This window comes from Mycobacterium sp. 012931 (assembly GCF_000419295.1).
In the GTDB taxonomy this organism is placed as follows: Bacteria; Actinomycetota; Actinomycetes; order Mycobacteriales; family Mycobacteriaceae; genus Mycobacterium; species Mycobacterium marinum.
The window spans coordinates 1,991,847-2,013,969 of record NZ_AOPX01000001.1 but is presented as its reverse complement, the minus strand read 5'-3'; the positions used below and the strand labels follow the sequence as shown (position 1 = coordinate 2,013,969).

At 64.2% G+C, this 22,123-nt stretch carries 20 protein-coding genes, 1 other RNA gene and 3 pseudogenes; 11 read left to right on the top strand and 13 right to left on the bottom strand.

Annotation, left to right across the window (positions count from 1 at the left end; translation table 11 throughout):
• Positions 1–21: 21 nt before the first annotated feature.
• The 3 genes and pseudogenes from MMSP_RS09140 to MMSP_RS09130 all read right to left on the bottom strand — a co-directional run bounded on the left by MMSP_RS09140 (position 22) and on the right by MMSP_RS09130 (position 3,196).
• Positions 22–1,029 carry an NADP-dependent oxidoreductase gene (locus tag MMSP_RS09140; protein WP_020786391.1) on the bottom strand — a complete coding sequence of 336 codons (1,008 nt, stop codon included), beginning with the start codon at positions 1,027–1,029 and terminating at the stop codon, positions 22–24.
• A pseudogene (locus MMSP_RS09135) lies at positions 1,026–2,003 on the bottom strand (LLM class F420-dependent oxidoreductase). The gene MMSP_RS09140 and the pseudogene MMSP_RS09135 overlap by 4 nt, the downstream one beginning before the upstream one ends.
• Positions 2,000–3,196 (bottom strand): acyl-CoA dehydrogenase family protein, encoded by a 1,197-nt coding sequence (locus tag MMSP_RS09130; RefSeq protein WP_020786389.1) that lies wholly within the window; start codon positions 3,194–3,196, stop codon positions 2,000–2,002. Before MMSP_RS09130 ends, MMSP_RS09135 begins: the two are co-directional and overlap by 4 nt.
• 79 nt (positions 3,197–3,275) lie before the next feature.
• Here MMSP_RS09130 and MMSP_RS09125 point away from each other — a divergent pair, with 79 nt between their 5' ends.
• The gene (locus tag MMSP_RS09125) at positions 3,276–3,752 is read left to right on the top strand and encodes a helix-turn-helix domain-containing protein (protein ID WP_020786388.1); all 477 of its coding nucleotides are present in this window, start codon (positions 3,276–3,278) and stop codon (positions 3,750–3,752) included.
• Positions 3,753–4,012: 260 nt separating this feature from the next.
• Complete coding sequence (locus MMSP_RS09120) at positions 4,013–5,149, top strand: cellulase family glycosylhydrolase (protein WP_020786387.1); 1,137 nt, start codon at positions 4,013–4,015, stop codon at positions 5,147–5,149.
• Positions 5,150–5,162: 13 nt separating this feature from the next.
• On the opposite strand, the gene MMSP_RS09115 is transcribed toward MMSP_RS09120, so the two are convergent.
• Together MMSP_RS09115 and MMSP_RS09110 are read right to left on the bottom strand one after the other, a co-directional pair.
• Positions 5,163–5,651 carry an LppP/LprE family lipoprotein gene (locus MMSP_RS09115; protein WP_015354998.1) on the bottom strand — a complete coding sequence of 163 codons (489 nt, stop codon included), beginning with the start codon at positions 5,649–5,651 and terminating at the stop codon, positions 5,163–5,165.
• A gap of 206 nt (positions 5,652–5,857) precedes the next feature.
• A complete protein-coding gene (locus MMSP_RS09110; RefSeq protein ID WP_015354997.1) occupies positions 5,858–6,172 on the bottom strand; it encodes a hypothetical protein in 315 nt (104 codons plus the stop codon).
• A 139-nt stretch (positions 6,173–6,311) separates the two neighbouring features.
• Here MMSP_RS09110 and MMSP_RS09105 point away from each other — a divergent pair, with 139 nt between their 5' ends.
• Together MMSP_RS09105 and MMSP_RS09100 are read left to right on the top strand one after the other, a co-directional pair.
• Positions 6,312–7,175: a phytanoyl-CoA dioxygenase family protein gene (locus tag MMSP_RS09105; protein WP_036426372.1), complete on the top strand. Its 864-nt coding sequence runs from the start codon at positions 6,312–6,314 to the stop codon at positions 7,173–7,175.
• Between the two features lie 488 nt (positions 7,176–7,663).
• A complete protein-coding gene (locus tag MMSP_RS09100) occupies positions 7,664–9,670 on the top strand; it encodes a PPE family protein (protein WP_036426371.1) in 2,007 nt (668 codons plus the stop codon).
• A 4-nt stretch (positions 9,671–9,674) separates the two neighbouring features.
• Here MMSP_RS09100 and MMSP_RS09095 read toward each other — a convergent pair whose 3' ends face one another.
• The 3 genes and pseudogenes from MMSP_RS09095 to MMSP_RS09085 all read right to left on the bottom strand — a co-directional run bounded on the left by MMSP_RS09095 (position 9,675) and on the right by MMSP_RS09085 (position 12,846).
• Positions 9,675–10,097 carry a pyridoxamine 5'-phosphate oxidase family protein gene (locus MMSP_RS09095; RefSeq protein ID WP_036427187.1) on the bottom strand — a complete coding sequence of 141 codons (423 nt, stop codon included), beginning with the start codon at positions 10,095–10,097 and terminating at the stop codon, positions 9,675–9,677.
• 93 nt (positions 10,098–10,190) lie between these two features.
• Positions 10,191–11,153 (bottom strand): annotated as a pseudogene (gene glsA / locus MMSP_RS09090) (glutaminase A).
• 67 nt (positions 11,154–11,220) lie between these two features.
• Positions 11,221–12,846, bottom strand: a complete 1,626-nt coding sequence (locus MMSP_RS09085) for a PPE family protein (protein WP_020786381.1) — start codon at positions 12,844–12,846, stop codon at positions 11,221–11,223.
• Positions 12,847–13,248: 402 nt separating this feature from the next.
• Here MMSP_RS09085 and MMSP_RS25820 point away from each other — a divergent pair, with 402 nt between their 5' ends.
• Entirely contained in the window at positions 13,249–13,740 is a 492-nt protein-coding gene (locus MMSP_RS25820; protein WP_235065716.1) for a hypothetical protein, read from the top strand.
• A gap of 46 nt (positions 13,741–13,786) precedes the next feature.
• On the opposite strand, the gene MMSP_RS09075 is transcribed toward MMSP_RS25820, so the two are convergent.
• Complete coding sequence (locus MMSP_RS09075) at positions 13,787–14,608, bottom strand: maleylpyruvate isomerase N-terminal domain-containing protein (RefSeq protein WP_020786380.1); 822 nt, start codon at positions 14,606–14,608, stop codon at positions 13,787–13,789.
• 74 nt (positions 14,609–14,682) lie between these two features.
• On the opposite strand from MMSP_RS09075, the gene MMSP_RS09070 reads away from it, so the two are divergent.
• The 3 genes from MMSP_RS09070 (at position 14,683) to MMSP_RS09060 (ending at position 16,962) form a co-directional block, all read left to right on the top strand.
• A complete protein-coding gene (locus MMSP_RS09070) occupies positions 14,683–15,300 on the top strand; it encodes a PadR family transcriptional regulator (protein WP_036426368.1) in 618 nt (205 codons plus the stop codon).
• 42 nt (positions 15,301–15,342) lie between these two features.
• The gene (locus MMSP_RS09065) at positions 15,343–16,029 is read left to right on the top strand and encodes a hypothetical protein (protein ID WP_020786378.1); all 687 of its coding nucleotides are present in this window, start codon (positions 15,343–15,345) and stop codon (positions 16,027–16,029) included.
• Positions 16,030–16,095: 66 nt separating this feature from the next.
• On the top strand, positions 16,096–16,962 hold the full coding sequence (locus MMSP_RS09060; RefSeq protein WP_020786377.1) for a VOC family protein: 867 nt from the start codon (positions 16,096–16,098) through the stop codon (positions 16,960–16,962).
• Between the two features lie 43 nt (positions 16,963–17,005).
• On the opposite strand, the gene MMSP_RS09055 is transcribed toward MMSP_RS09060, so the two are convergent.
• Entirely contained in the window at positions 17,006–17,704 is a 699-nt protein-coding gene (locus MMSP_RS09055; protein ID WP_188069285.1) for an MspA family porin, read from the bottom strand.
• 280 nt (positions 17,705–17,984) lie between these two features.
• On the opposite strand from MMSP_RS09055, the gene MMSP_RS09050 reads away from it, so the two are divergent.
• Positions 17,985–18,248 carry a hypothetical protein gene (locus MMSP_RS09050; protein WP_011740366.1) on the top strand — a complete coding sequence of 88 codons (264 nt, stop codon included), beginning with the start codon at positions 17,985–17,987 and terminating at the stop codon, positions 18,246–18,248.
• Between the two features lie 39 nt (positions 18,249–18,287).
• Here MMSP_RS09050 and MMSP_RS25815 read toward each other — a convergent pair whose 3' ends face one another.
• Positions 18,288–18,641 (bottom strand): hypothetical protein, encoded by a 354-nt coding sequence (locus MMSP_RS25815; RefSeq protein WP_012393378.1) that lies wholly within the window; start codon positions 18,639–18,641, stop codon positions 18,288–18,290.
• A gap of 173 nt (positions 18,642–18,814) precedes the next feature.
• Between MMSP_RS25815 and MMSP_RS27475 the strand changes: the two genes are divergently transcribed.
• Positions 18,815–18,967: a hypothetical protein gene (locus MMSP_RS27475; RefSeq protein WP_015354987.1), complete on the top strand. Its 153-nt coding sequence runs from the start codon at positions 18,815–18,817 to the stop codon at positions 18,965–18,967.
• Between the two features lie 289 nt (positions 18,968–19,256).
• Positions 19,257–20,657, top strand: a pseudogene (locus MMSP_RS09045) (PecA family PE domain-processing aspartic protease).
• Between the two features lie 154 nt (positions 20,658–20,811).
• Here the strand turns inward: MMSP_RS09045 and ssrA are convergent.
• Positions 20,812–21,179: a transfer-messenger RNA gene (gene ssrA / locus MMSP_RS25810) on the bottom strand.
• A gap of 78 nt (positions 21,180–21,257) precedes the next feature.
• Entirely contained in the window at positions 21,258–22,103 is an 846-nt protein-coding gene (locus tag MMSP_RS09040) for a maleylpyruvate isomerase family mycothiol-dependent enzyme (RefSeq protein ID WP_036426366.1), read from the bottom strand.
• Positions 22,104–22,123: the final 20 nt, after the last annotated feature.

Genomic DNA, 22,123 nt, shown 5'->3' with positions numbered 1-22,123 from the left:
CGGTCCGATCCGTCCGAATCGCTAGCGCGGCGCGAGCACGAGTTTGCCGGTGTTCTCACCCCGAAACAGCGCCAACAGCACCTCAGGAAAGTCGCCGACATCGCCCGCAACCACCTGCTCGCGGGCGCGCAGCTCACCGCTAGCCAGCCAATTCGCCAGCTGCCCAACGGCTTCGCCATATCGATCCGCGTAGTCGAAGACCACGAACCCGGTCATCGAGGCGCGTGCGACCAGCAACTGCATGTAGTTGGCCGGCCCGTGCAGCTCCCCGGCGGCGTTGTACTGGGAGATGGCTCCGCAAATTACGACACGCGCTCCGCGGGCCAGACGTGACAACCCCGCCTCGAGCACCTCTCCCCCGACGTTGTCGAAAAAGACGTCAATGCCATTGGGGGCATGCATCTTCAGCTGACGGCGCAGATCCCCGGCTTGGTAGTCGATGGCGGCGTCGAAGCCAAGCTCTTCTACCAGCCAACGACATTTCTGCTCACCGCCGGCGATGCCGATCGCCCGGCAACCCACAATCCGGGCTACCTGTCCGACGATGCTGCCCACCGAACCGGCGGCTCCGGAGACGACGACGGTCTGACCGGGTTGCGGGCGACCGACGTCGAGGAGCCCGAAGTAGGCCGTTATACCGCTGATGCCCAGGGCGCCCAGATGCACCGGGGCCGGCGCGAGGGTGGTGTCCACGCGCGTCACACCGCTACCGTCGGAATGCGCGTAACGCTGCACCCCGAACATTCCGTACACCTCGTCGCCGGCCGCGAAATCCGGGTGGCGAGAATCGATCACGCGCCCGATGCCGCCCGCGCGCATCACCTCGCCGATCTGCACCGGCGCCACGTAGGACCGCCCCGCGTTCATCCACGTCCGCATCGCCGGATCGACCGACAGATACTCAACGCGCACCAAAAACTCCCCATCGGCCGGACCGCCAACGGGTTCGTCGGCGACCTCCCAGTCCGATGGCTTGGGCAATCCGATCGGGCGCGCGGCCAGCCGGCACACGGTATTGACCAGCGTCACGATTCACCCTTCCTCGACAGTGCGTTCAGCGTTGCCCGGCCCGCCGGATCTTCGGCAGTGCAGGGCACCAGTGCCAGGCAGTCCGCGCCGGCCTCTTCGTAGTCCCGCAGCCGGGCGGCGACTCGCTCGGCGGTGCCCAATGCCCCCACCTGCTCGAGCAGTTCGACGGGGATGGCGGCAGCCAACTCTCGACGGCTCGCCCCGGCGCGCGCGGCACCGACGAGGCGGTCAAAGCCCAGTGCACTGAACATTTCGCCGTAGCCGGGCGGGCCGAGATAGACCGCCAGCTGCGCCGCCAGCTGAGCGTGCGCGGCGGCACCGGGATCAACGGCAACGGGCACCCATACCGTCAGCCGCGGTGCGGCGCGACCTGCCGCTGCGGCGGCCGCGGAGTCGATGGCGTGACGAACCTCCGCCACCCGAGCCGGCGATGCGAGGTTGAGCACCACCTCATCGGCTCGCCTTGCCGCCAGGCGAATCATGCCAGGGCCGAAGGCCCCCAACGCAATTCGAGTCTCCTGCTGCGGGTTGCGCAGCCGAAAGCCGTGGCTGGCGACATGGCGCCCGTGGTAGTCGACGCGCGCCCCACCCAGTATCGACCGCAGGCATTCCATGGTTTCCCGCATCACCGGCACGTGGTGTGCCCACGGCCGATCATGCCAACCGGCCACTATCGCCGGGCTGGAGGCGCCCAGGGCGATATCGACCCGGCTACCGGTGAGAGAGGCGACCGAACTGACGCCCAGCGCCAGCCCCACCGGGCCGCGAACGGCGACGGCCAGCGGTCCGATCTTCAAGCCCATTCCGGGTGCACCCAGCCCTATCGCGGTGGCAAGGGCAAACGCGTCGTAGGTGGCCATTTCCCCAACCCACAGCACGTCGAAACCGGCGTTCGACGCCGCCAGCGCCACCTACATCGCCTCGTCGTCGGGCCGGTCCAGCCAAAACGGTAGCGCGACTTCTAAATCGGTCACAGCATCGAGGTATCGCAGTGCTGGCCGAGCAAGACGCGCCCCGGCAGTTCGCGGGATGCCTCGTTGACCTGGAAATGGGCGGTGGCGGTAAACGCGTCGCGAAACCGGCGTTGCAGTGGTGAGCCATCGTAGATCGCGCTGCTCCCGGCCAGGTCATACATGGTGCGCACGACGTCGGCAGAGGTCCGCGCCGCGTGGGTGGCCGCCAGCCGTAGCCGGTTGCGCAGCGCCACCGGCGCCGGCACCGGCACCGGCACCGGCACCGGCACCGGCACCGGATCGGGATTGTGGCTGGCTTGCCAGGCCGAGTCGATCGCCTCGTAAAACAGTGCACGCGCCGCACCAAGTGCCGCCTCGGCCGTCGCGACCGCCGTTTGGGTGGCCGACCGTTCGGCCAAGGTGCGCTTGGCCCCCAGCCCTTTCTTGTCGCCGGCCAACTCGACCAAGTCGTCAATCGCGGCGCGCGCGTTGCCCAGCGCCGCCGCGCCGATCGAAAGCGCAAAGAAGCCGAACACCGGGAAGCGATACAGCGGCCTGTCAATGGTGGGACCGTCGAACACCGAGAACACTCGATCGGCGGGGACGAAGACCTCCTCGGCAACGCAATCGTGACTGCCGGTACCGCGCAGCCCCAGGGTGTGCCAGGTGTCCAAGGCGCGCAGATCGTCTTTGGGTAGCGCCACCACCGATGGCACCGGCTCGCCCTCCACGAAGCAACCGGCGAACATCATGTCCGCGTGGTTGATCCCGCTGCAGAACGGCCAGCGCCCGGACACCACAACACCGCCGTCGACCGACTTCGCCTTACCTCGCGGTGCCCACACACCCGCGGCGACACTTCGCCCGGCACCGAACATTTCGTCGCGACTGGACGCCGGTAGATAGGCGACCAACAACGCGCTGGTGATCGCGATCGACACGCACCATCCCGCTGAAGCATCGCCGCGCGCCACCGCTTCGGCACACCGCAGCGCCGGTCCGGGGGCCAGCTCTGCCGCCTGTACCTCGCGCGGCATCGTGGCGCGCAGCAATCCTGCCTCGCCAAGCCGCGCCACCAATTCGTCGGGCAGTCTGCGATCGCGGTCGATCTCCGCCGACATCTCCCGCGCCGTCAGGGCGATCTTCTCGGCGAGGTTCTCCATCTCGCTATCTGCTCTGCGCAGTGGTGCGGCGCTCAGGTCCGGCTGATTCATCAGGACTCCTGGTAATGACGGCGGTTCCGTCAAGTTACCACCATGGTTCAGAAATTGAACCGGGTACAGTTGTTGAACCATGGGCGCCGCCGATCTGTCCCACCGCTTCGAAGGGGAGTCGGTTGGCCGTGCCCTCGAGCTGGTCGGCGAGCGCTGGACCCTATTGATCCTGCGCGAGGCGTTCTTCGGCGTGCAGCGCTTCGGCCAGCTCGCCCGCAACCTCAACATTCCGCGCCCCACCCTGTCATCGCGGCCGCGGATGCTCGTCAATGCGGGCCTGCTGGACCGGGTGCCTTACTCCCAGGATCCGGAGCGCCACGAGTACCGGCTGACCGACACCGGCCACGAACTGTTCGCCGCGATCGTCGTCCTCATGCAGTGGGGCGACAAGCACTTGCCGAACCCCGACGGCCCACCGATTGTGTTGCGTCACCATTGCGGCCAGTTCGTCGAGCCGCGCCTGATCTACGCCCACTGCGGCGAAGAGATCACCGCACGCAATGTCACACCCGAAGCCGGGCCCGGCTTCGGGGACGCGGTAGCCGCGCCAAACTGAGCGCGCAGACGCGCGGCACCACAGAGTCTCCCGAGACGTCTTCGACAAGACGCTCAAGCCATCCTACACAGTGCGCTCGGCCGGTGTGGCACAAGACAATCCACGGCGTTGCGCCGAGACTTCACCCCGCCGGCCGGGTAGCCTGGATGGTGTTCAGGAGATAACAATTTGCAATCCCAGGTTGTTGCGAATCGATAAGCATGCCTAGACACGTCAGCGCGCAAGACCGGACAGATCGCCCGCGAAATTATCGTCACTTGGTGCAACGTCGAACGGCTCTCAAACTGCCGCTGCTGCTGGCGGCCGGCGCCGCGCTGGCCCAGACCCCCCGCGCCACCGCTGTGGCAGGCCGGTGGTCGGCTGAGCGCGCCAACACCTGGTACCAGACCCAAGGCTGGATCGTCGGCGCCAACTACATCACCGCCAACGCCATCAATCAGCTCGAGATGTTTCAGCCCGCCACCTACGATCCGCGGCGCATCGACAGAGAGCTGGGCTTGGCCCGGTTGATCGGGTTCAACAGCATGCGAGTCTTCCTGCACGATCAGTTGTGGGCCTCGGATCAAAGGGGCTTTCAGACTCGGCTGGCACAATTCGTCGCCATCGCGGCGCGCCACGGCATCAAACCTCTTTTCGTCTTGTTCGACTCCTGTTGGGACCCGTTCCCCAAGCTGGGTCAGCAGCGTGCGCCAAGGCCCGGCGTGCACAACTCGGGTTGGGTGCAAAGCCCCGGCGCCGAACACCTCGGCGACCCCAGCTACCAGGCCGTTCTGCACGGCTACGTGACTGGAGTGTTGAACCAGTTCCGCAACGACAACCGCGTATTGGGCTGGGACTTGTGGAATGAGCCCGACAATCCGGCGAAGGTGTACCGAAAGGTGGAGAGAAAGGACAAGCTGGAGCGGGTCGCGGAGCTACTCCCCCAGGTGTTTCAGTGGGCGCGCGAGGTCGATCCCAGCCAGCCCTTGACAAGCGGTGTCTGGCAGGGAAATTGGTCGGATCCGGGCAAGCGCTCCACCATCGCCAGCATCCAGCTCGACAATGCCGACGTCATCACATTTCACAGCTACGCGGCACCGGCCGGCTTTGAGGCCCGTATCGACGAACTTGCGCCGCTGGGGCGGCCGATCATCTGCACCGAGTACCTGGCGCGCTCCCAGGGCAGCAGTGTGGAGGGGGTGCTACCAATCGCCAAGCGTCGCAACGTCGGCGCCTTCAATTGGGGTTTGGTCGCCGGTAAGACTCAGACCTACCTACCGTGGGATTCCTGGGATCATCCGTACACCAAGCCCCCGAAGGTATGGTTCAGCGATCTTCTGCAACCCGAAGGACGGCCCTACCGAGAGAGCGAAATACAGTCCATCCAGTCGCTGACCGGCGCCCGAACCCAGGACTGACGACAGGCGTGGGTCACCAAGCCGGCGCCGGGTCCAACATCGCGACGTGGTCGCCCTTCCACTCGTACCTCACCGTCGTGATCGGTCCGGGGCACGCCGTGCAGACGTCTCTGCCGTCTTTGTAGTCGAGGGCCACCGTGTCATCGGTTGTCTTCGCCGCATTCAGCGTCGTAAACGAATACGCCTTTGTGGTGGCAATACCGGCGGAGGTGCCGTTGTGAAAAAGCAGAACGAGGTCCGGTGAGCTGCCCGTCGCGCCTTCAACGCTGATGATGACCGCCGACAGTGTGGAACACGGGTTGTAGTTGCTACTCGGATCGAAGCTGCGCGGATTGGTGTCCCACGGGTAGCTCTGCGGCAGGGTTGGCAATGACTTGATCGCTGCCTGGATCTCTGGGGCATTGAGGTTGACCCCACAGGTCGGTTCCGCTTGTGCCGGTGGCGCCAGCGGATTCAAGGCGGCCAGGACAGCGACCGTCGCTGCCCAACCAACTATTCGCATGGAAGCACTGCCTCCTCTCCCCGGAATGCGTTGTCGCAGACCTCATCGCGGCCGATCTCCGGGCATTCGATGAGCCCTGACCTCACCGAGTACACAGGCGATTGCACGGGCCGACAAGGGCGGGACGAGGGAATGTCGCAGATCTGAGTCGAAGTTGGTATGCAGCTGATAGCTGGCTAGTCAGAAGGTGCGGCGCCGCCGAACGGTCAATCCAGGGCAAGTGTTGGGCAAAGGGTGTTGTGCGCCTCGTCGATCCACGTGTCGGCCAGCCGGGCGGCCTCAGGCACGCTCAGTCCCGTCTGGTCGATGTCGTTTGCGTGTTCGGCGACGTAGACAATCTGGGTGCGTGGCCAGCCTTGCGCCAGAGCCAGGCATATCGTTTGTTCGGCTTGCTCCTGGTGATTGGGCCAGTCGGGCTCGAACATGACCGGTTCGGCCTGCGCCGTGGCGATAATGCCCGGAAGTGCGGCTGGACCAGCCAGCGCGATCACCAGCGACAGGGCTGACAGCAACGTCTTCATGGCGCCAGGGTACCGATCGAGCCGTCAGCCGCCGCCTGGTCTGACCCATTTCGGCCATCGTCGGCTTACTGTGGTGGTGCGAGCCGTCGCCGCGCAGGGCTGGCCGCCGTTGGTGCCAGCGGGAAAAGGACGAGTGCCAATGAGCATTGATGACGAAGCCGTCACAACCTTGGAAGACCTCAAGGGCGATCTGGCGCACCGCTACAAATGGACGCCAAGCGGCGGAAGCTCGGTCGACAGCGCGACCATCGAGGCCGACATGGCGGCCCTCGACCGCGACGGCTACGTCATCTGGGAGAACCTGCTCAGTGCCGAGCAGTGCCGGCTGATCCAAGAGGTCGTGCGACCCTGGCTCGAGCACACCGGACGTAACTCGTTTGAGGGCCGGCGCACCCAACGCATCTACAGCGTGTTGAGCAGGACGCGAGTGTGCGACCGGCTTGCCGATCATCCACGGGTGCTGGCGGTGCTCGATCGGATATTGATGCCCAACTACCTGCTTTCGGCATTGCAGGCGATCAACATTCTGCCCGGAGAAGACGCGCAGCTACCTCACCATGACGACGGGTTCTACCCGATTCCGCGGCCCAGGGCACCGTTGGCGGCGGCGACGATCTGGGCGATCGACGACTTCACCGCCGACAATGGCGCCACGGTGGTCATCCCCGGCAGCCATCGTTGGGGCAGACGTCCGCCGGGCCCGGACGATCAGGTGCTGCCCGTCGTGATGCCTGCCGGCTCGTGCGTCTTCTTCGTCGGCACCCTCTGGCATGGTGGTGGCGCCAATACCAGCACCAGCGAGCGTCTGGCCGTCACCGCCCAGTACTGCGAACCGTGGCTGCGCCCGATGGAGGCCTACACCCTGTCAATATCGCGCGAAATTGCCCGAGCGGTCTCCGACGACATTCGCCGGATGCTCGGCTACAGCATCCATCCCCCGTTCGTTGGCGCGGTTGATGGCCTGCACCCATTGCGACTGTTGGAGTCCGGGCCTGATTCCTAGGTTTGGATGCGTTGTTGGGATTGGTAGCCGCGAGCGAATGCAAATATTTCGCGAATCATCCGAACCGTCTTCGGCCTGACTACCGCGAAGGACCGCAAATGAACACGTCCCCGCCCTGACGCGAAACACTGGTCACGGGCGTCGCGCAAACCGCGGGCATCCGAGCCCGGCCGACGCCACCGCGTCGACGATGCGGTCGAGCTTTTCTCTTCAAAGGCGGCAACATGCCGCCAAGTCAGTCATTAAAATTACGCTTTCAAATAGCGCCACGGTGACAACGAGCAATTGCCCCCGACGCTGAGAAGGCACTGGTACGAGGACGACAGTGATGAACTTTTCGGTGTTGCCACCAGAGATCAATTCGCTACGGATATTCGCTGGCACGGGGTCCGGGCCAGGGCTCCGGCGTTGTTGATTAGCGGGCTTGTGAGCTGGGGAATTGTGCAGGGCTCCGGCGTTGTTGATTAGCAGGCTTGTGAGCTGGGGGATTGTGGATTAACGCCGGAGCCCTGGGGTCCGGGCCAATGCTGGCGGCCGCAGCCGCCTGGGACGGGTTGGCCGACGAGTTGAGCACGGCGGCGGCCGCGTTTTCGTCGGTGACGTCGGGGCTGACGGGCGGGTCGTGGCAGGGCCCCGCGGCGGCGGCGATGGCCGCCGCGGCCGCTCCCTATGCGGGCTGGCTGGGTTTAGCGGCCGCCCGCGCCGGTGATGTGTCCGCGCGGGCCAAGGTGGTGGCAGCAGCGTTCGAGGCGGTCCGAGCGGCCACGGTGCATCCGATGCTGGTGGCGGCCAACCGCGCCCAGCTGGTGTCGCTGGTGCGGTCGAATCTGTTGGGGCTGAACGCGCCGGCAATCGCGACCACCGAGGCCGAATATGAGGCGATGTGGGCCGCCGACGTGGCCGCGATGGTGGGTTATCACGGCGGCGCGTCGGCGGCGGCCGCGCAGTTGGCGCCATGGCAGCAGTGGCTGCAGAGCCTGCCCGGCCTGCCGGGGCAACTGGCTGGCTCAGCCACCGCCGCTGCGGCCGCGAATGGTTGGCCCAACCTGGGCATCGGCAACACCGATAGCAACGTGGGCAGTGGCGACGTCGGCACCCAAAACCTGGGCAGCGGCAACACCGGCAACACCAACCTGGGTAGCGGCAACACCGGCAACGGCAATCTCGGTAGCGGCAACCGCGGTGACAGCAACGTCGGCAGCGGAAATCTCGGAAACTCCAACTGGGGCAGCGGCAACACCGGCAACTACAACCAGGGCAGCGGAAATCACGGCGATAACAACGTGGGCTTCGGAAACGCGGGGCTGGGGGGAACCGCGGGCAACGACAACTTCGGCAACGGGAACCTGGGCAGCGGCAATACCGGCAGCGGCAACATCGGCAACCAAAACCAGGGTTGGGGAAATCAGGGCGACAACAATGTGGGCCTGGCAAACCGCGGCAGCGACAACATGGGCTTCGGGAACACCGGCAACAACAACGTCGGCTTCGGCAACACCGGTTCGGGAAACATCGGCATCGGCCTTACCGGCAACAATCAGATGGGGTTTGGGGGGCTGAATTCCGGCAGCGGCAATCTCGGCTTCGGCAACTCCGGCACCGGCAATGTTGGTTTCTTCAACTCCGGGGTCGGGAACTGGGGCATCGGAAACTCGGGTGCCATCGATACCGGCTTTGGCAACTCGGGCTTCATCGACATTGGCATCGGGAATTCCGGCGCGCTCAATACTGGCATCGGGAACTCGGGCCTCAACGCGGGCTCGGGGTTCAACGTGGGATTCGGCAACTCGGGAATCAACAATTTCGGCGTGGGAAACTCGGGCAGCTTCAATGCGGGCAGCTTCAACTCGAGCACCAGCAACCTGGGTAGCTTCAACTCGGGCAACTTCGTCTTGGGCGGGTTCAACGTGGGCAGCTTCAACTCGGGCGCGCACAATACGGGCGCCTTCAACGCGGGCGGCTACAACACTGGTTTCTGGAATGCGGGCGATATCAACACCGGCATGTGGAACTCGGGTGATCTCAACACCGGCTTGGGCAGTGCGATCACCCAAACCGTCGCGAACTCGGGCTTCTTCAACGCCGGGTCAACTAGCTCGGGCTTGTTCAACGTGGGCAGCGGCGGCCACAACTCGGGCTTGTTCAACGTGGGCAGCGGCGGCTACAACTCGGGATTCTTCAACTTGGGGGCCGGCGGGAGCAACGCGGGCTTCTTCAACTCGGGCGCCGGTGGCGGCAACACCGGCTTGTTGAACCTTGGCAACGGCGGAAACAACACGGGATTCTTCAACGTCGGTAACGGCGGCTACAACACCGGCTTCGTCAACGCGGGCAGCGATGGCAGCAACGCGGGCTTCTTCACCTTGGGCGGCTACAACTCGGGTGTGCTGAACATCGGTTCGTTGAACTCCGGTGTCCTCAATTCCGGCACCGCCAATTCCGGTGTCCCCCTGATACTGCTGCTTTCCCTGCTGTCGTTCGTCCCGTTGCTGTAGCAGGTCACCACGACCGACGCTGCCCGCCGAGCCGCCGCCCGGTGATGGTTGTGGGCACAATCCGAAGCCAGACGTTGTGGATGCCGAGCGCCCACGGCTTGGGGAAGTGGCCATCCGTCTCTCGCAGTAGCGCCGGAATCCGTTCCATGTCGACCTCTGCCCCGGGACCGCGCACCAGGACACTCCATGCCGGCTGCTGGCCCTCGTCGACATGGTCGACCTCGAAAGCGAGCATCGGTTGGGCCATCGCCGCTTGTTTCGCGCCCCCCTCAACTCGGACGACGATGTCGTGTCCGGCCATCGCGTAGTTGACGGGAACGGCGACCGGTCCGAGGTCGTCTTGGTACACCAGTCGGCCAACCCGCCCGGTAGCGAGCAGCTCAAAGCATTCGGCGTCGGAGAGTTCTTCGAGCTCGCGTTGGGCCATCACGCGATTCTCGTCGGCACGCACCGGTCACCGCCACGGCCGAAGGTCCCCATCTCGGCACTGCTCGCGGTTTGGGCGGCCGAGCCGAGTCCCCTATTCGTCTTCCTCGCCGGGAACGTTGAACAGCCCGAGTTGCAGGGTGTCTGCGATCTGGGCCACAGCGGCTTGGGCGCGAACGCTGTTGCCCACCTTGTCCAGCGGCGGCTAGAAGGCCGCTATCGCCAGCTGCCCCGGCGCGACGGCGACCAGCCCGCCGCCTACGCCGCTCTTGGCGGGCAACCCGACCGTATAGGCCCAGTCGCCCGAGCGGGTGTAGACACCTTCCATCGTCATCTCGGCGAGCACATGCGGAACATTCTTGCGTGCGATCACTCGCTTGCCGGTGATCGGATTCGTCCCGCCGTTGGCCAGCGTCGCCCCCATCACAGCCAGGTCCGCCGTCGTGACCAACGTCGAGCACTGGCGGGTGTAGATGTCGCAGGCTTCCATCGGATCGCAGTAGATGTATCCGCTGCCGCGCAGCAGCCAGGCGATGGCGCGATTGTGAAAGTTGGTGGCCTGCTCGGAGGCGTTGATCTCCTCGCTGATCGAGATCTGACGTCCCGCGAAATCGCTTTGCGCCCCGACGATCTGGCGCCAGCGGTCCTCGGGACCAACGGCGTCCACCAGGCTGGTCGTCGATATCGCGCCGGCATTGACAAGCGGCGACATCGGTTTGTCGTTGTGCAGCTCGAGCGCCAGCACCGAGTTGAACGCCTCACCGGTTGGGTCCGCGCCAACCTTGAGGCGCAGCTCTCGGGGACCGCGTTGTTCGATCACCAGCGCAAGAGTGAAGATCTTCGAGATCGATTCCAGCGCAAACTCGTACCCCGCATCACCCGCGGTGAAGACCTGTCCGTCGACGGTAGCGACGGACACTCCGAATAGGGTCGAGGGCACCTGCGCCAGAATCGGAATGTAGTCGGCGTTCTTGCCGCCGTGCTTGTTCTTCTGCTTCTCGTGTGCGTCGAGGACTGCCTTCTCGATCCGGGCGTTCGACACCGAAGTGGGAGCCATGGGTTCAATTCTGTTCGATGGCGCCGGCATCAGCGGCGGCGACAGCAGTCAACGGCGCATCCCGCATTCAGGCCGCGATGCCGAGTTCCTGGTTGATCTGCGCGAGGTATCTCGGACCGTCCAGCGTCAGCAACACCCAGTCGTGAATCTGGCCATGAGCCAACACGAAGTTGAACGGGGCTCCGATGGCTGCGGCTTCTTGCTGCAGGACGAGAACGTCCGGGGCGAGGATTTCCTGCGACCCCGCGTAGACGTAGGTGGGCGGAAGTCCACTCAGCGACCCGTATAGCGGACTCACCATCGGGTCGGTCACGGCGAGATTGCCCGCCCACGCCTTGCCGATCTGTTGTGCGGGCCCGAACGGGAGGAGCGGGTCCTGGACGAAAGCAATATTTGGATTGGTCATCCCAAGGTCCAGCCATGGCGACAGCAAAACCATCGACGACGGCACTTGGCTCCCCTGGCTCGCCATGTATTCGACCGCGCTCAGCGCCAGGTTGCCGCCCGCGGAGTCGCCGATCACGCTGACGTTGGCGGCACCATGTTGCATGATCTGGTTTGAGATGAGGCCGGCCATCGCCGGTACCACGGTGCCGGCCGTACCCCCTTCCTGCAGCAACGGGTAGATCGGCACCTGAACGGTCGCGCCGGTCTGGTGGGCCATCACCGAATAATTGATCCAGTGCAGAAAAGAGGGCGGAAAGATAAATGCGCCACCGTGAATGGCGACCACGTAGTCCCCGGTTGGTTGAGCCGGCGTGATCTGCACGACGCTCATCCCGTCATATGTGCTGTACTGCACCGTTTCGCCCAGTAGCAAGTTCAACAGCGGCGGCGGGGAATTGCCGATAAACCACGACAGCGGCGGGATGTCGCTGGCAACCAACGCCAGCAGCGGGTTGCCGGGAACCGCAATTTGACTGTCGAGCCCGGACACACTCAGCAGTGGCTTTAGCGGCAACAGCGCAGTATTTTCAAATCTGGTTATCAGCAACGGGGTGCCGGTAAATGTCCCGGTCTGCGATGCCGCGAAGGGAGGATCGGCCGGCGCCCCAAAGATCGTGGTGAACAGCGTGTTGGACACCTGGGTGAATTCGGTGGCCAATGTTGTGGCGGCCTGTTCGATCTCCTGCTCGACCAGGACAAGACCGTTGTCCAGGGCTCGGGCGAATTCGCCTGGCAGATTCTCCAGCGCTCGGGCCCACGGCCCCAGCGCCGCGACCGTCGCCGACGCGCTGGAGTAGTAGCCACCCATCGCCGCGACATCCTGAGCCCACATCTGTTCATACGCGGCCTCAGCGGCCGCGATCGCCGGCGCATTCTGGCCGAACAGGTTCGAGAACACCAGCGACACCAGCTGCCCGCGGTTGGCCACGATCAATCCGGGGTCCACGATGGTTGCCAGTGCCGCCTCATATGCGACGGCCGCCGCCCGGGCTTGGGTTGCCGACTGCTCGGCCTGAGCGGCGGTGCCCCCCAGCCAATCCAGGTATCGGACCGCCGCGGCCCGCATCGACGCCGATGCCGGGCCTTGCCAGGCCTGGCCAGCCAGCTCTGAGGTCACCGAGCCAAATGCGGAGGCCGCGGCGCTCAACTCGGTACCGATCCCGTCCCAGGCGGCGGCCGCTTCCAGCATCGGCCCCGGCCCCGGCCCATCAAGCAGCAGCACCGAATTCACCTCGGGCGGCCACATCCAGAAACTCACTAGCGGTCCCCCTCGATCAGCACTTCAGCGGCCCCTTTGCAGCAACGTACATCTTCGACGCCTTCGAGAGGGCTCTAATGCGCAGGCGCGAGGGGACACGGGGGGCTACCGGCCGGCGCGGAACACGCTGCGGGGTGCTCATATTGAATGCGCTCCGACCGGCGAGAATTCAACTAAATTCGGACAAGACAAATCTGACTCAAAAAATTCGTAAAAGGAATTTACAGGGTGATTGCAACCCGTTAGAATCGCGCCAGAAACATCGCCTCGATAACCGCCACAGGTAACGTTGAGTCGACCAGCCGAATCCTGCTCAACCGTTTAATCAAACCCAGACGGTCATCATTTAGCAGGAGTTCAGTGATTAGTGATCCGATCAGGAGTTCCGTCGTGCCCCTACGACTCATCGCACTATCTATCGCAGTAGCCATCTTCCCGCTCGTGTGCAATGCACCAAAAGCGGGGGCCGCACCCCAGGGTTCCGTTCCTTTTGCAGTGCCCGATCAAATTCGCAATATTCTCGACAACCAAGTGTCGCCCGGAATCAACGAGACACGCAGGATAATCAGTTCGCCGTACTTATCCGGCGGATGGCAGCGGCGGGACGCCACAGGACAGCTAAACACAATGCGTCAAGGTATTTTGCGCCTTCAGGATCTCAATGCCGACCACAACGTCCCCGGTTTAGAACCTCTTCTCGGCAGGCTGGACCGTGCTTCAAACAATCTGCAGAAATCGGTCGAAGGGCTCTACTGGTTGGATGACGGCTCGACCAGCCTGGCTTGGCCAGAGGCGGGCACTTGGGGCAGCTTCGATTACATGGAAGAGCAGACAAATGCCGTATATGGGTTGGCAAATGATCTGTCTGGTAAATGTTCCTGATTTCCCCTGACCTGCGCCGCGGACCATTGATGGCGCGCGGGGCGGGTCAGGCCCGTTCGAAATACGTCATGAGTTTGAGTGCCACCCAGGGCCGCCGGCCACCGGTCAGCCACAGACCGCGGCGGACGGCGGCGAACTGCCCGATGCGTTGATAGAGCAGCTGAGTCATGGTCGACGCGGGTGCCCGCAACACCGCGTCGGGGCGGTCCTCAGGCCGGCGTTCGCGCATCTCGGCGGTTCCGTCGTGAATATGGATGAGATACGGGCGCGCCGCGGGGACCTGGAAGGCCACACAAATATCGACGTTGGCGCCCACCCCAGGGCGTAGGTAGATGGGCACCATCTCCCTTGCCCCCCGCAGTATCAGCGCCATGTCGCGTTCGGGTAGGTCCCAGGGCAGCTTTACCGCTTGCGCGACATCCTGGCCGTGCAGGAGGAATTCACCCAACAAGTTGGTCTGCGCGGTGTTGGTTGACATGAAGCCGCAGCCATGAAACGGGATGGCCAGCCGGTCGTCGCTGTTCGCGTCGAAGAAGGCGTCGATCTCCGGAAGCAGTGCCTGAAGCTGATCGGCGAGTTCGGACACCGGGGCCAGCACCGCCTCCAGCTCGGACTGATTGAGTGCGGCGACAGCACTTGCGCTGCCCGCGTGCCGATAGTCACGCCCCCGCGCGATCTGGTGATAGCGGTGCGCCAGTGTCAGCACATGGGCCGCGATCTGCTGCACTGTCCAATCGTGGCCCGGCGGTCGGGCCAGCGGGTCCGCGGTGCGAATGAGGCGATCAAATCGCTTGTGTGCCAGCGAAATTCGATCTCGTAACTCATCTCGGGAGGTGTCGACAAGGGCGATGCACTCGGCTGCGTTCATCACGATCTCCTTGCGGGAGGGCGTTACTGCATAGTGCAGTATTATTTGCTGCATCATGCGGTACTGTCAATAGCATGACGCCTCAACCAACTGCCAGTTCTTTCGCAGTCCTCGGATTGCTGGGCGTGCAACCCTGGACGGCATACGAGCTGGTAGCCCAGTCGAAGCGGAGTCTGCACTGGTTTTGGCCCCGGTCGGAGCGACATCTGTACGCGGAGCTCAAGCGTCTGGTCGAACGCGGACACGCCGAAGCGCACGTGGAGGGCGGGCGGCGGCGGCGCACCCGCTACACGATCACTCCCGCTGGCCGCGCCGCGCTACAGGCCTGGCTCGGCACGGAGCCGGCACCCCCGACGCTCGAAATCGAGGGACTGCTTCGGGTCATGCTCGCCGACCAAGGAAACATGGACGATCTGCGCGCCGCCGTCGAAGCGACAGCACGGCAAGCGCGCACGGTACGCGCCGAAGGTCTACCGCTCGTGGCGGAGCTGCTCGCGACGGGAGGACCGTTCCCGCAGCGACTGCACCTCAACGAACGCCTCGTGTCCTTCTACTCCGGCTTCAACAATCTGCTATTGCGTTGGTGCGAAGAGACTCTGGCCGATGTCGAGACCTGGCAAGGCACTCAGGACATCGGGCTCACCCCCAGCGGCCGGCAACGACTGGTGCGGGCAATTAGCGAACACCCCTAGGCCGTGGCTTCGCATTGAGGTTCAGCGGGTACAACTACGGATATGAACTTCCCTCACCAGTTCGGCTTGGCGCAGATCGTGCTGGCGGGCATCGCCGTCGCCGCCGTGGTGATGTTGCTGTCGTCGGTGGTCGGACGACGCCGGAAGGTGCATTCCGGCGACCGCTCGGGAGCGGCGGCGCGCGGGCGCCGACTGCGATTCCGGCCCGGGCGAGCGGTCACCGGCGTTGCGCTGCTGGTTGTTTCGCTACTGATGCTCTGGTTTGCCACGCTGGTGCAGACGTATTTGGTGTTGACCGGCGAAGTCAAGGCCGCCCACGTGGTGGCGACGCAGGTCAGCAACTCCGCGCATGAACTCAACGTGGATCTCACCCTCTACGACGATGCCGGCAAGGCCTATAGCCGCCACACCTATCAGCTCGAAGGCGACATGTGGGTGCTGCAAGCCGACATCGTCGAGCTTCACCATTGGGTCAATATCTTGGGCATGCATTCCGGCTACAAGGTGACCCGCCTGTTTGGTGAGCGTCTCGACGGTGTTTCACCGACACAGCACCAGATCTTCCTCAACGGCGGTGACGGGAACTTCTTCGCCGAAATGCGCGGCGGCAAGTGGTGGACCAAGCCATTCGTGCGCTCGGCCTACGGCAACGCCGTCATCGCCGCACCGGGCGAATTCGACGTCTACATATCCCAAGACGCGATCAAGGCCCGCGAGAGCGGCGGTTAGCGGGCCCTACCCCGCCGGGCCAACCCGGCGGATCGAGCATTCAGGACGATCAGGCATGCTGGGCATGTGTTCGACGCGCTCTACCACGTCATCCTCGCCGTGCGCGACCTCGACAACGCCACGCGGCGCTACGCCACGCTGTTGTCCCGCAGCCCGTCGTGGCGCGGAGATCATCCCGGCTGGGGCACAGCGAATACGCTGTTCCGGCTGGACAACACCTACCTCGAGCTGATCACGCCGCGCGGCGATGGGCCCTTCGGGCAGCGGATCACCGCGCAGCTCGATGAACGCGGCGAGGGCCCGATCGGGCTCGCATTCGCGACGGCCGATCTCGACACGGCGCATGCGCGGCTCGCCGCAAACGGGCTCGAGCCCTCGCCGGTGTCCCCCGGTCTCGGCCGCGACTCCGAAACCGGACAGGTGCGGCGCTGGCGCAGCGCGCTGTTACCGGAGACCCGCACCCGGGCGGTGTTGATGATCGCGATCGAGCACGAGTCGCCGGATCGCCTTGCCGAGGCCGCACTAGTCGGATCCCCGGATGCGGTGGTCACCGGGATCGATCACGTCGTGGTCAAGACATCCGACGCCGATGCGGCAATCACGCTCTACCGCGACCAGCTCGGCCTGCGTCTCGCGCTGGACCGCAGCTTTGCCGACTGGGGCATGCGGCTGGTGTTCCTGCGCGTGGGCGGAGTCACCATCGAGATCGCGCAGCCACTGGGCGACGCGCGGCTTCCAGCCCGAACCGATCAGGTGTGGGGGCTGTCCTGGCGCGTCCCCGACGCCGATGCCGCGCGAAGGCGCCTCGCCGAAGCCGGGTTCGACGTCTCCGAGGTTCGGGTCGGACGCAAGCCGGGCACCCGCGTGGTCAGCGTGAAGGACGGTACGTGCGACGTACCGACACTTCTGATCGAGCCCGCCGCACCGGCGTAGTAAGGGCTCCGAGGACCACCGACCCGAATCGGCCGGGATGCGATCAGACGGCCTTGGTGGAGCCGACGTAGGACAGCACCACGTCGGATTCATCGGTAATCCGGGTCAGAGTCGCGTACGAGCGGACGAACGATTGACCAACGCACCCATCGATCTTGAGATGGAAGGCGCTGATCATGATCCAGGGATTTGCCCCCTTGAACTCTTTTCTGACCACTGGCACCACGACAACGAACCCGGGCTTGAGCCCCACACTGACCACGTTGTTGTATTGCCCGGTTATCAGAGGAATGAGAATCGGCGGCTGGCCGGGCCCCAGGGGTAGTTCGGCGCCGATCGAGGGGGCAACACCGCCGCTATTGGCCATGACGAAGCCGTTGGAGGTGCTCATGTCGATGCCGCAGCCAATCTCGTAGCCGACCTCGAGGATGCCCCGCGGGGTTTCCGGCCCGGTTAGCGAAGCGCCGAAGATCCCGCTGGAGAGGTACTCCCGAGACGAGATCGCGGTGGTCATCGGCGCCACCGGAACGTGTTTCTCGTCTTTCGCGCCGAGCGCCACGACCCAGCCGTCAGGGGTGGTGATCTTGGCGGGTGTGCCAGGCGGCACCGCCCCGTCATCCGGTGGCACGGCACCGGGCGGGGGTTGGGCGTCCGGTTGTGCACCTGCCGACGGCGCGGAAATCGATACGACTAGGCACACAGCGAGAACCGCGGCACGACGAATCACCGCGGAAATCGGCATCACAGCCGATACGCTAGGCACCGCCCGATTCGCCTCACGGCTTTGCTGGTTGAAGAAATCAGAGTTGTTTCCCGTTTGTAGCTGGTTCGCGACGCAGACACGTCACTCTCAGGGAACGCCGGAGCCCTGACGTCACTCTGGACACGACCCGGTCGGTTTGTGGCGGGTGGTTGTGCAATTCGTGTACTTACTTGGTTTGCCGGATCGCTAATGGCTGCGCTTGGCGACTAAACTTCACACTTAGCCAGAAATTCGTGGCAGGCGGCAGAGAGGTTGATCAATGCCCCTTCGGAGAATCGCTCACGCAGTGTCGGCAATCCTGATTGCGCTGACGGCTCTGGTGGGTAGCAGCGCGATCGCCAACGCGGACCCAGAAGATGCGACTCCCCCGATAATCGACGATTTGCTCATCCTCACCCAGCCCCCCGCCCAGGATCCACGCGCGTTGCATCAGAGCCATCCGGAGGGCGCCTTGGAAGGCCAAGGCCGGATCGGAATGGTCTGTCAGAATCACAATGTGAGATGCCAGAAGATGGGCTTCTAGGCTTCACTATCGGCGTTCAACGCGTCGACCACGCCCCGGTCAGGGGCACAAAAACGAAATGGGCGGGCACCGCACCGCGTCCGGCGGAAGCGGCCCCTCCGCGTAGACCCCACCGGATACCTGGTGAAAGTCATGGCAGACGTTCATGTCCCAGGTTTGGGCCAGCTCCCGCACCGCCCACGGCACCGGTTCGCCTGGGCACCAAGTGCCGTGACAGATCGGGTCACATCTCGAATCGGCCCGGGCCGTCCCCGCGCCTAGCGCCAAACCGGCAAGCCCCAGACCGATATAGACGAACACCGTCATTGCCGAGCCGACGACTAGTGGTCTCAGCCGTGACACCGCACCCACCAGGGCAGTCGCCTGCTTGCTGGAAGCCGAAGATTCACACATCGTGGAACTTCTTTCGCTCAAATCCACTGACGCCATTGTCTGGCGTCGTCACGCGAAAAGTAGCGGCGCGGATCCGCTACCGATCCCAAACAGCAGGATTGTTCGTCTTAGCTGTCCGGGGTGCAGCGACCGCGAATCCCAACCCGACGTTCAAATCAGAGACAATCACTGTCATGGACTCCGAAACCCCGCCGCCGGCCCCGGCAAAACCTCCGCGGGTGCGCGTCACGCCCGAGGATCTGGACAGGTTCGGCGATGAGGATCTGATCCGGCGGGCGTCAAACGACGAATGGCTGCGCAACGAGGCACCACCGCACCACGGTTGAGGCGTGCGCCGATCAAACCGTCCGCCAAAGAAGATGCCGTCGGCGTAGCATCACCCCCACCTGGGAGGTGCGGCATGGCCAACACCTGCGTGTGTGCGCGGTGTGCAATCGCGCCGGATCCCAATGCCGGCCGTCGTCTACGCCGCACAACACCACCTTTGCCCGGACACACCGCATTGAAATTGGGGCACTCGGAAACGACGAAGAGCGCCGACTGTCTCGGAATCACTGGGGATACCTCGACGAGACAGCCGGGGACGTGGACAACCATGACAGGACGGGGGTCGGCGTGGCGCAACTGAGCGTGGCCCCACCGTGGTTGGTATCGGCAGCGCAGGATCTACAAAGCATCGGTTCGACTCTTGCAGCGGCCAATGGGGCCGCTGCCGGCCCAACCACCGTTCTCGCAACCGCTGCCGCCAACGAAGTATCAACGGCAATTGCGGCGCTATTTGCGGGACACGCGCGCGAATATCATTCCCTGAGTGGGCATTTCGACGCTTTCAACCAGCAGTTCGTGCAAGCGCTGAACTCGGCGTCCGGCGCATATGCCTCCGCTGAGGCACAGAGCGCGTCGCTGTTGCAGACGGTCGGACGCGACGTGCTGGGAGCCATCAATGCACCCACTGAATTCCTGCTCGGGCGCCCGCTCATCGGCAACGGCGCCGACGGCACCGCAGCCAACCCCAATGGCGGCGCTGGCGGTCTGCTCATCGGCAACGGCGGATCCGGGGGTGCCGGAGGACCCAACGCGGCGGGCGGACCAGGAGGCCTCGGCGGCTGGCTATACGGCAACAACGGGCCCGCTGGCACTGGGTCACCGGTCAACGCATCTGTCCCGCTATACCTCGACAACAACTTTCCGGCGGTAAATGTCTCCATTAACGGCGGGCCCAGTGTGCCTGTGCTGCTTGACACCGGATCTGCTGGTCTTGTCGTCCCCATCTGGGACATCGGATTACAAAACCTTGGCCTGCCCACCGGATTCGATGTGATTCGGTACGGCAACGGGGTCAACATCCTCGACGCCGATTTCAACACAACAGTGGACTTCGGCAGTGGGGCTGTCACTGCCCCGACCAGCGTTCAGGTCGGCATCCTCCCGTTCCCGACATCTCTGCAAGGCCTGACCCTGATTGCGATGGGGAACGGCTTCGGCCCGACGGGGCACGGCGTACTGGGCATCTGACCGAATATCAACGCCGCCGCAGGAGGGCACGGCAACGTCGTGACCACGGCGCTGCCGGGTCAACTCAATGAGCGCGAACTGATTAACATTCCTCAGGGATACATGCATTTCGGGCCCAACACAGGCACACCCATAACCTCGGTGAGCGGAGTACCGATCACCACCCTGGATGTCCAGTTCGGCGGTTATGACCCACTCGGCACCTATTATCCGGTCACCTCGATTGTTGATTCCGGCGGAAACCACGGGACGATTCCCGGGATCATTCTCGGGACCGGACAGACATCCGGAGTCGTCCCTCCGGGAACGGTTATCTCCATCTCCACGAACGACAATCAAACGCTGCTGTACTCCTACACGACGACCGCCACCGACAGCCCGGTAGTCACCGGAAACATTCCAATGAATACCGGGCTTCTGCCCTTCGCATTGGGCCCGGTGTACATCTCGAACAGTCCGAGCGGTGTTGGGACGGTGGTATTCAACTACCCGCCGCCGTGACCGGGTGCTTGCGCAGGTTCAGTTGCCACGACAATGCGCGGGTGGCGTCGACACCAACTACCCTGCGGGTCCGGCCACAGCCGTGACCGGCAACCGATTTGGGAATCAGGCATGGTTCGTACGCGATAGTTATGGCGTACGACCCGCCATTCAGTTGTGGAGCTGCCGGGAATCGAACCCGGGTCCTACGGCATTCCCTCAAGGCTTCTCCGTGCGCAGTCCGCTATGTCTCTGCTCGGATCTCCTGGTCACGCGAACTAGCCAGGATGACGATCCCAGTCGCTGTTGATGTCCCGATGAGCCCCGCGACCGAACTCATCGGTTGATCCCTCTAGCTGATGCCGGGGTCCGGGGCGAGGGCGTTCCCGGTCCGACAGACTAGCCGTCGCTTAGGCAGCGAGAGCGTAGTCGCGCTGATGTGAATCGGCGCTTATCTAGTTGCATCGACGCTTACGGTGGTCTCTTGCCTGCACCGGCACGCTTCCCTTGATTCGATGCGCGAAGTCGAAACCGTTCAGCCCCTCGCATCCCTGCCGATCTTCGGCAGGACAACCCATGGTACGCCCTGAAAAACCAGCGGCAACCGAATTATGTTCCCGATCAGATCACGAAGTTGAGACGCTCGACGATGTGGGCGGCCAGGTCCTTGTCGCCGCCGAATTCGATGTCCTGGCTGCGCGCCGGACTCTTCGGGCGACCACCGGCGAGCCGAGTGAACTGCAGGCCGTCGATCCGGATCTTCGCGGTCGGTTCTTGTCCCCCGAAGTCGTCGACGACCTGCGCACGACCCTCGACGTTGACGCGGATCTCGCGGGTCAGCGGTCCGGTCAGCTCGAATAGGACGCGTGAGCCCTCTGGAGCTTTGGCCAGCTTGCCGACCACAAACCCCATCGAGGTCGAGATCTCGTCGAGGGACAGGCGCGAAGCCGGCCCCGCAAGCTGCTCGTCGGACGATTCCTGCTGCAGCGCGTGGCGGATGTCCTGCTCGTGCATCCAGCAGTCGAAGGCACGGATCCGCATGAACCGCCCGTAGCTGTCGGGTCCGGCCGGCGTGGTGGTCGCGGCATTCCATTCTTCGTTGGAAAGGTCGGTGAGAGCCTTGCGCCGTTTCTCGGTCACGTTGCGGAAACGTTCCAGCAGGCTGGCACCGGACTCCCCGCACAGGTGGCGCACCCAGTACTCGTTCATCACCCCGATGGGGTTGCGCACGTGCCCCAGCGCGGAAACGTCGACGTCGGGCTCGGGCGCGGCGACGCCCATCAGGAAAGACTCGGTCCCGATCAGGTGCGCCACGACGGCCTTGACATCCCAACCCGGCAGCGGGCTCTTAGCCTGCCAATCGGCCTCGGGCAGCCCGTCCAGCAGCGCGTCGATGGAGTCCCACACGGCGAACAACCCAGCCAATACGTCGGATTTATCGAGTTCAGTAAGGGGTCGGGAGGCCATGGTCGGATACTAGGCCGGTC

Coding starts and splice junctions, on each gene's coding strand:
- MMSP_RS09130 (WP_020786389.1), bottom strand. CDS start 3,196: ATGAATCAGCCGGACCTGAGCGCCGCACCACTGCGCAGAGCAGATAGC.
- MMSP_RS09125 (WP_020786388.1), top strand. CDS start 3,276: ATGGGCGCCGCCGATCTGTCCCACCGCTTCGAAGGGGAGTCGGTTGGC.
- MMSP_RS09115 (WP_015354998.1), bottom strand. CDS start 5,651: ATGCGAATAGTTGGTTGGGCAGCGACGGTCGCTGTCCTGGCCGCCTTG.
- MMSP_RS09110 (WP_015354997.1), bottom strand. CDS start 6,172: ATGAAGACGTTGCTGTCAGCCCTGTCGCTGGTGATCGCGCTGGCTGGT.
- MMSP_RS09105 (WP_036426372.1), top strand. CDS start 6,312: ATGAGCATTGATGACGAAGCCGTCACAACCTTGGAAGACCTCAAGGGC.
- MMSP_RS09095 (WP_036427187.1), bottom strand. CDS start 10,097: ATGGCCCAACGCGAGCTCGAAGAACTCTCCGACGCCGAATGCTTTGAG.
- MMSP_RS09085 (WP_020786381.1), bottom strand. CDS start 12,846: ATGTGGCCGCCCGAGGTGAATTCGGTGCTGCTGCTTGATGGGCCGGGG.
- MMSP_RS09075 (WP_020786380.1), bottom strand. CDS start 14,608: ATGAACGCAGCCGAGTGCATCGCCCTTGTCGACACCTCCCGAGATGAG.
- MMSP_RS09070 (WP_036426368.1), top strand. CDS start 14,683: ATGACGCCTCAACCAACTGCCAGTTCTTTCGCAGTCCTCGGATTGCTG.
- MMSP_RS09065 (WP_020786378.1), top strand. CDS start 15,343: ATGAACTTCCCTCACCAGTTCGGCTTGGCGCAGATCGTGCTGGCGGGC.
- MMSP_RS09055 (WP_188069285.1), bottom strand. CDS start 17,704: ATGCCGATTTCCGCGGTGATTCGTCGTGCCGCGGTTCTCGCTGTGTGC.
- MMSP_RS09050 (WP_011740366.1), top strand. CDS start 17,985: ATGCCCCTTCGGAGAATCGCTCACGCAGTGTCGGCAATCCTGATTGCG.
- MMSP_RS25815 (WP_012393378.1), bottom strand. CDS start 18,641: ATGTGTGAATCTTCGGCTTCCAGCAAGCAGGCGACTGCCCTGGTGGGT.
- MMSP_RS27475 (WP_015354987.1), top strand. CDS start 18,815: ATGGACTCCGAAACCCCGCCGCCGGCCCCGGCAAAACCTCCGCGGGTG.
- MMSP_RS09040 (WP_036426366.1), bottom strand. CDS start 22,103: ATGGCCTCCCGACCCCTTACTGAACTCGATAAATCCGACGTATTGGCT.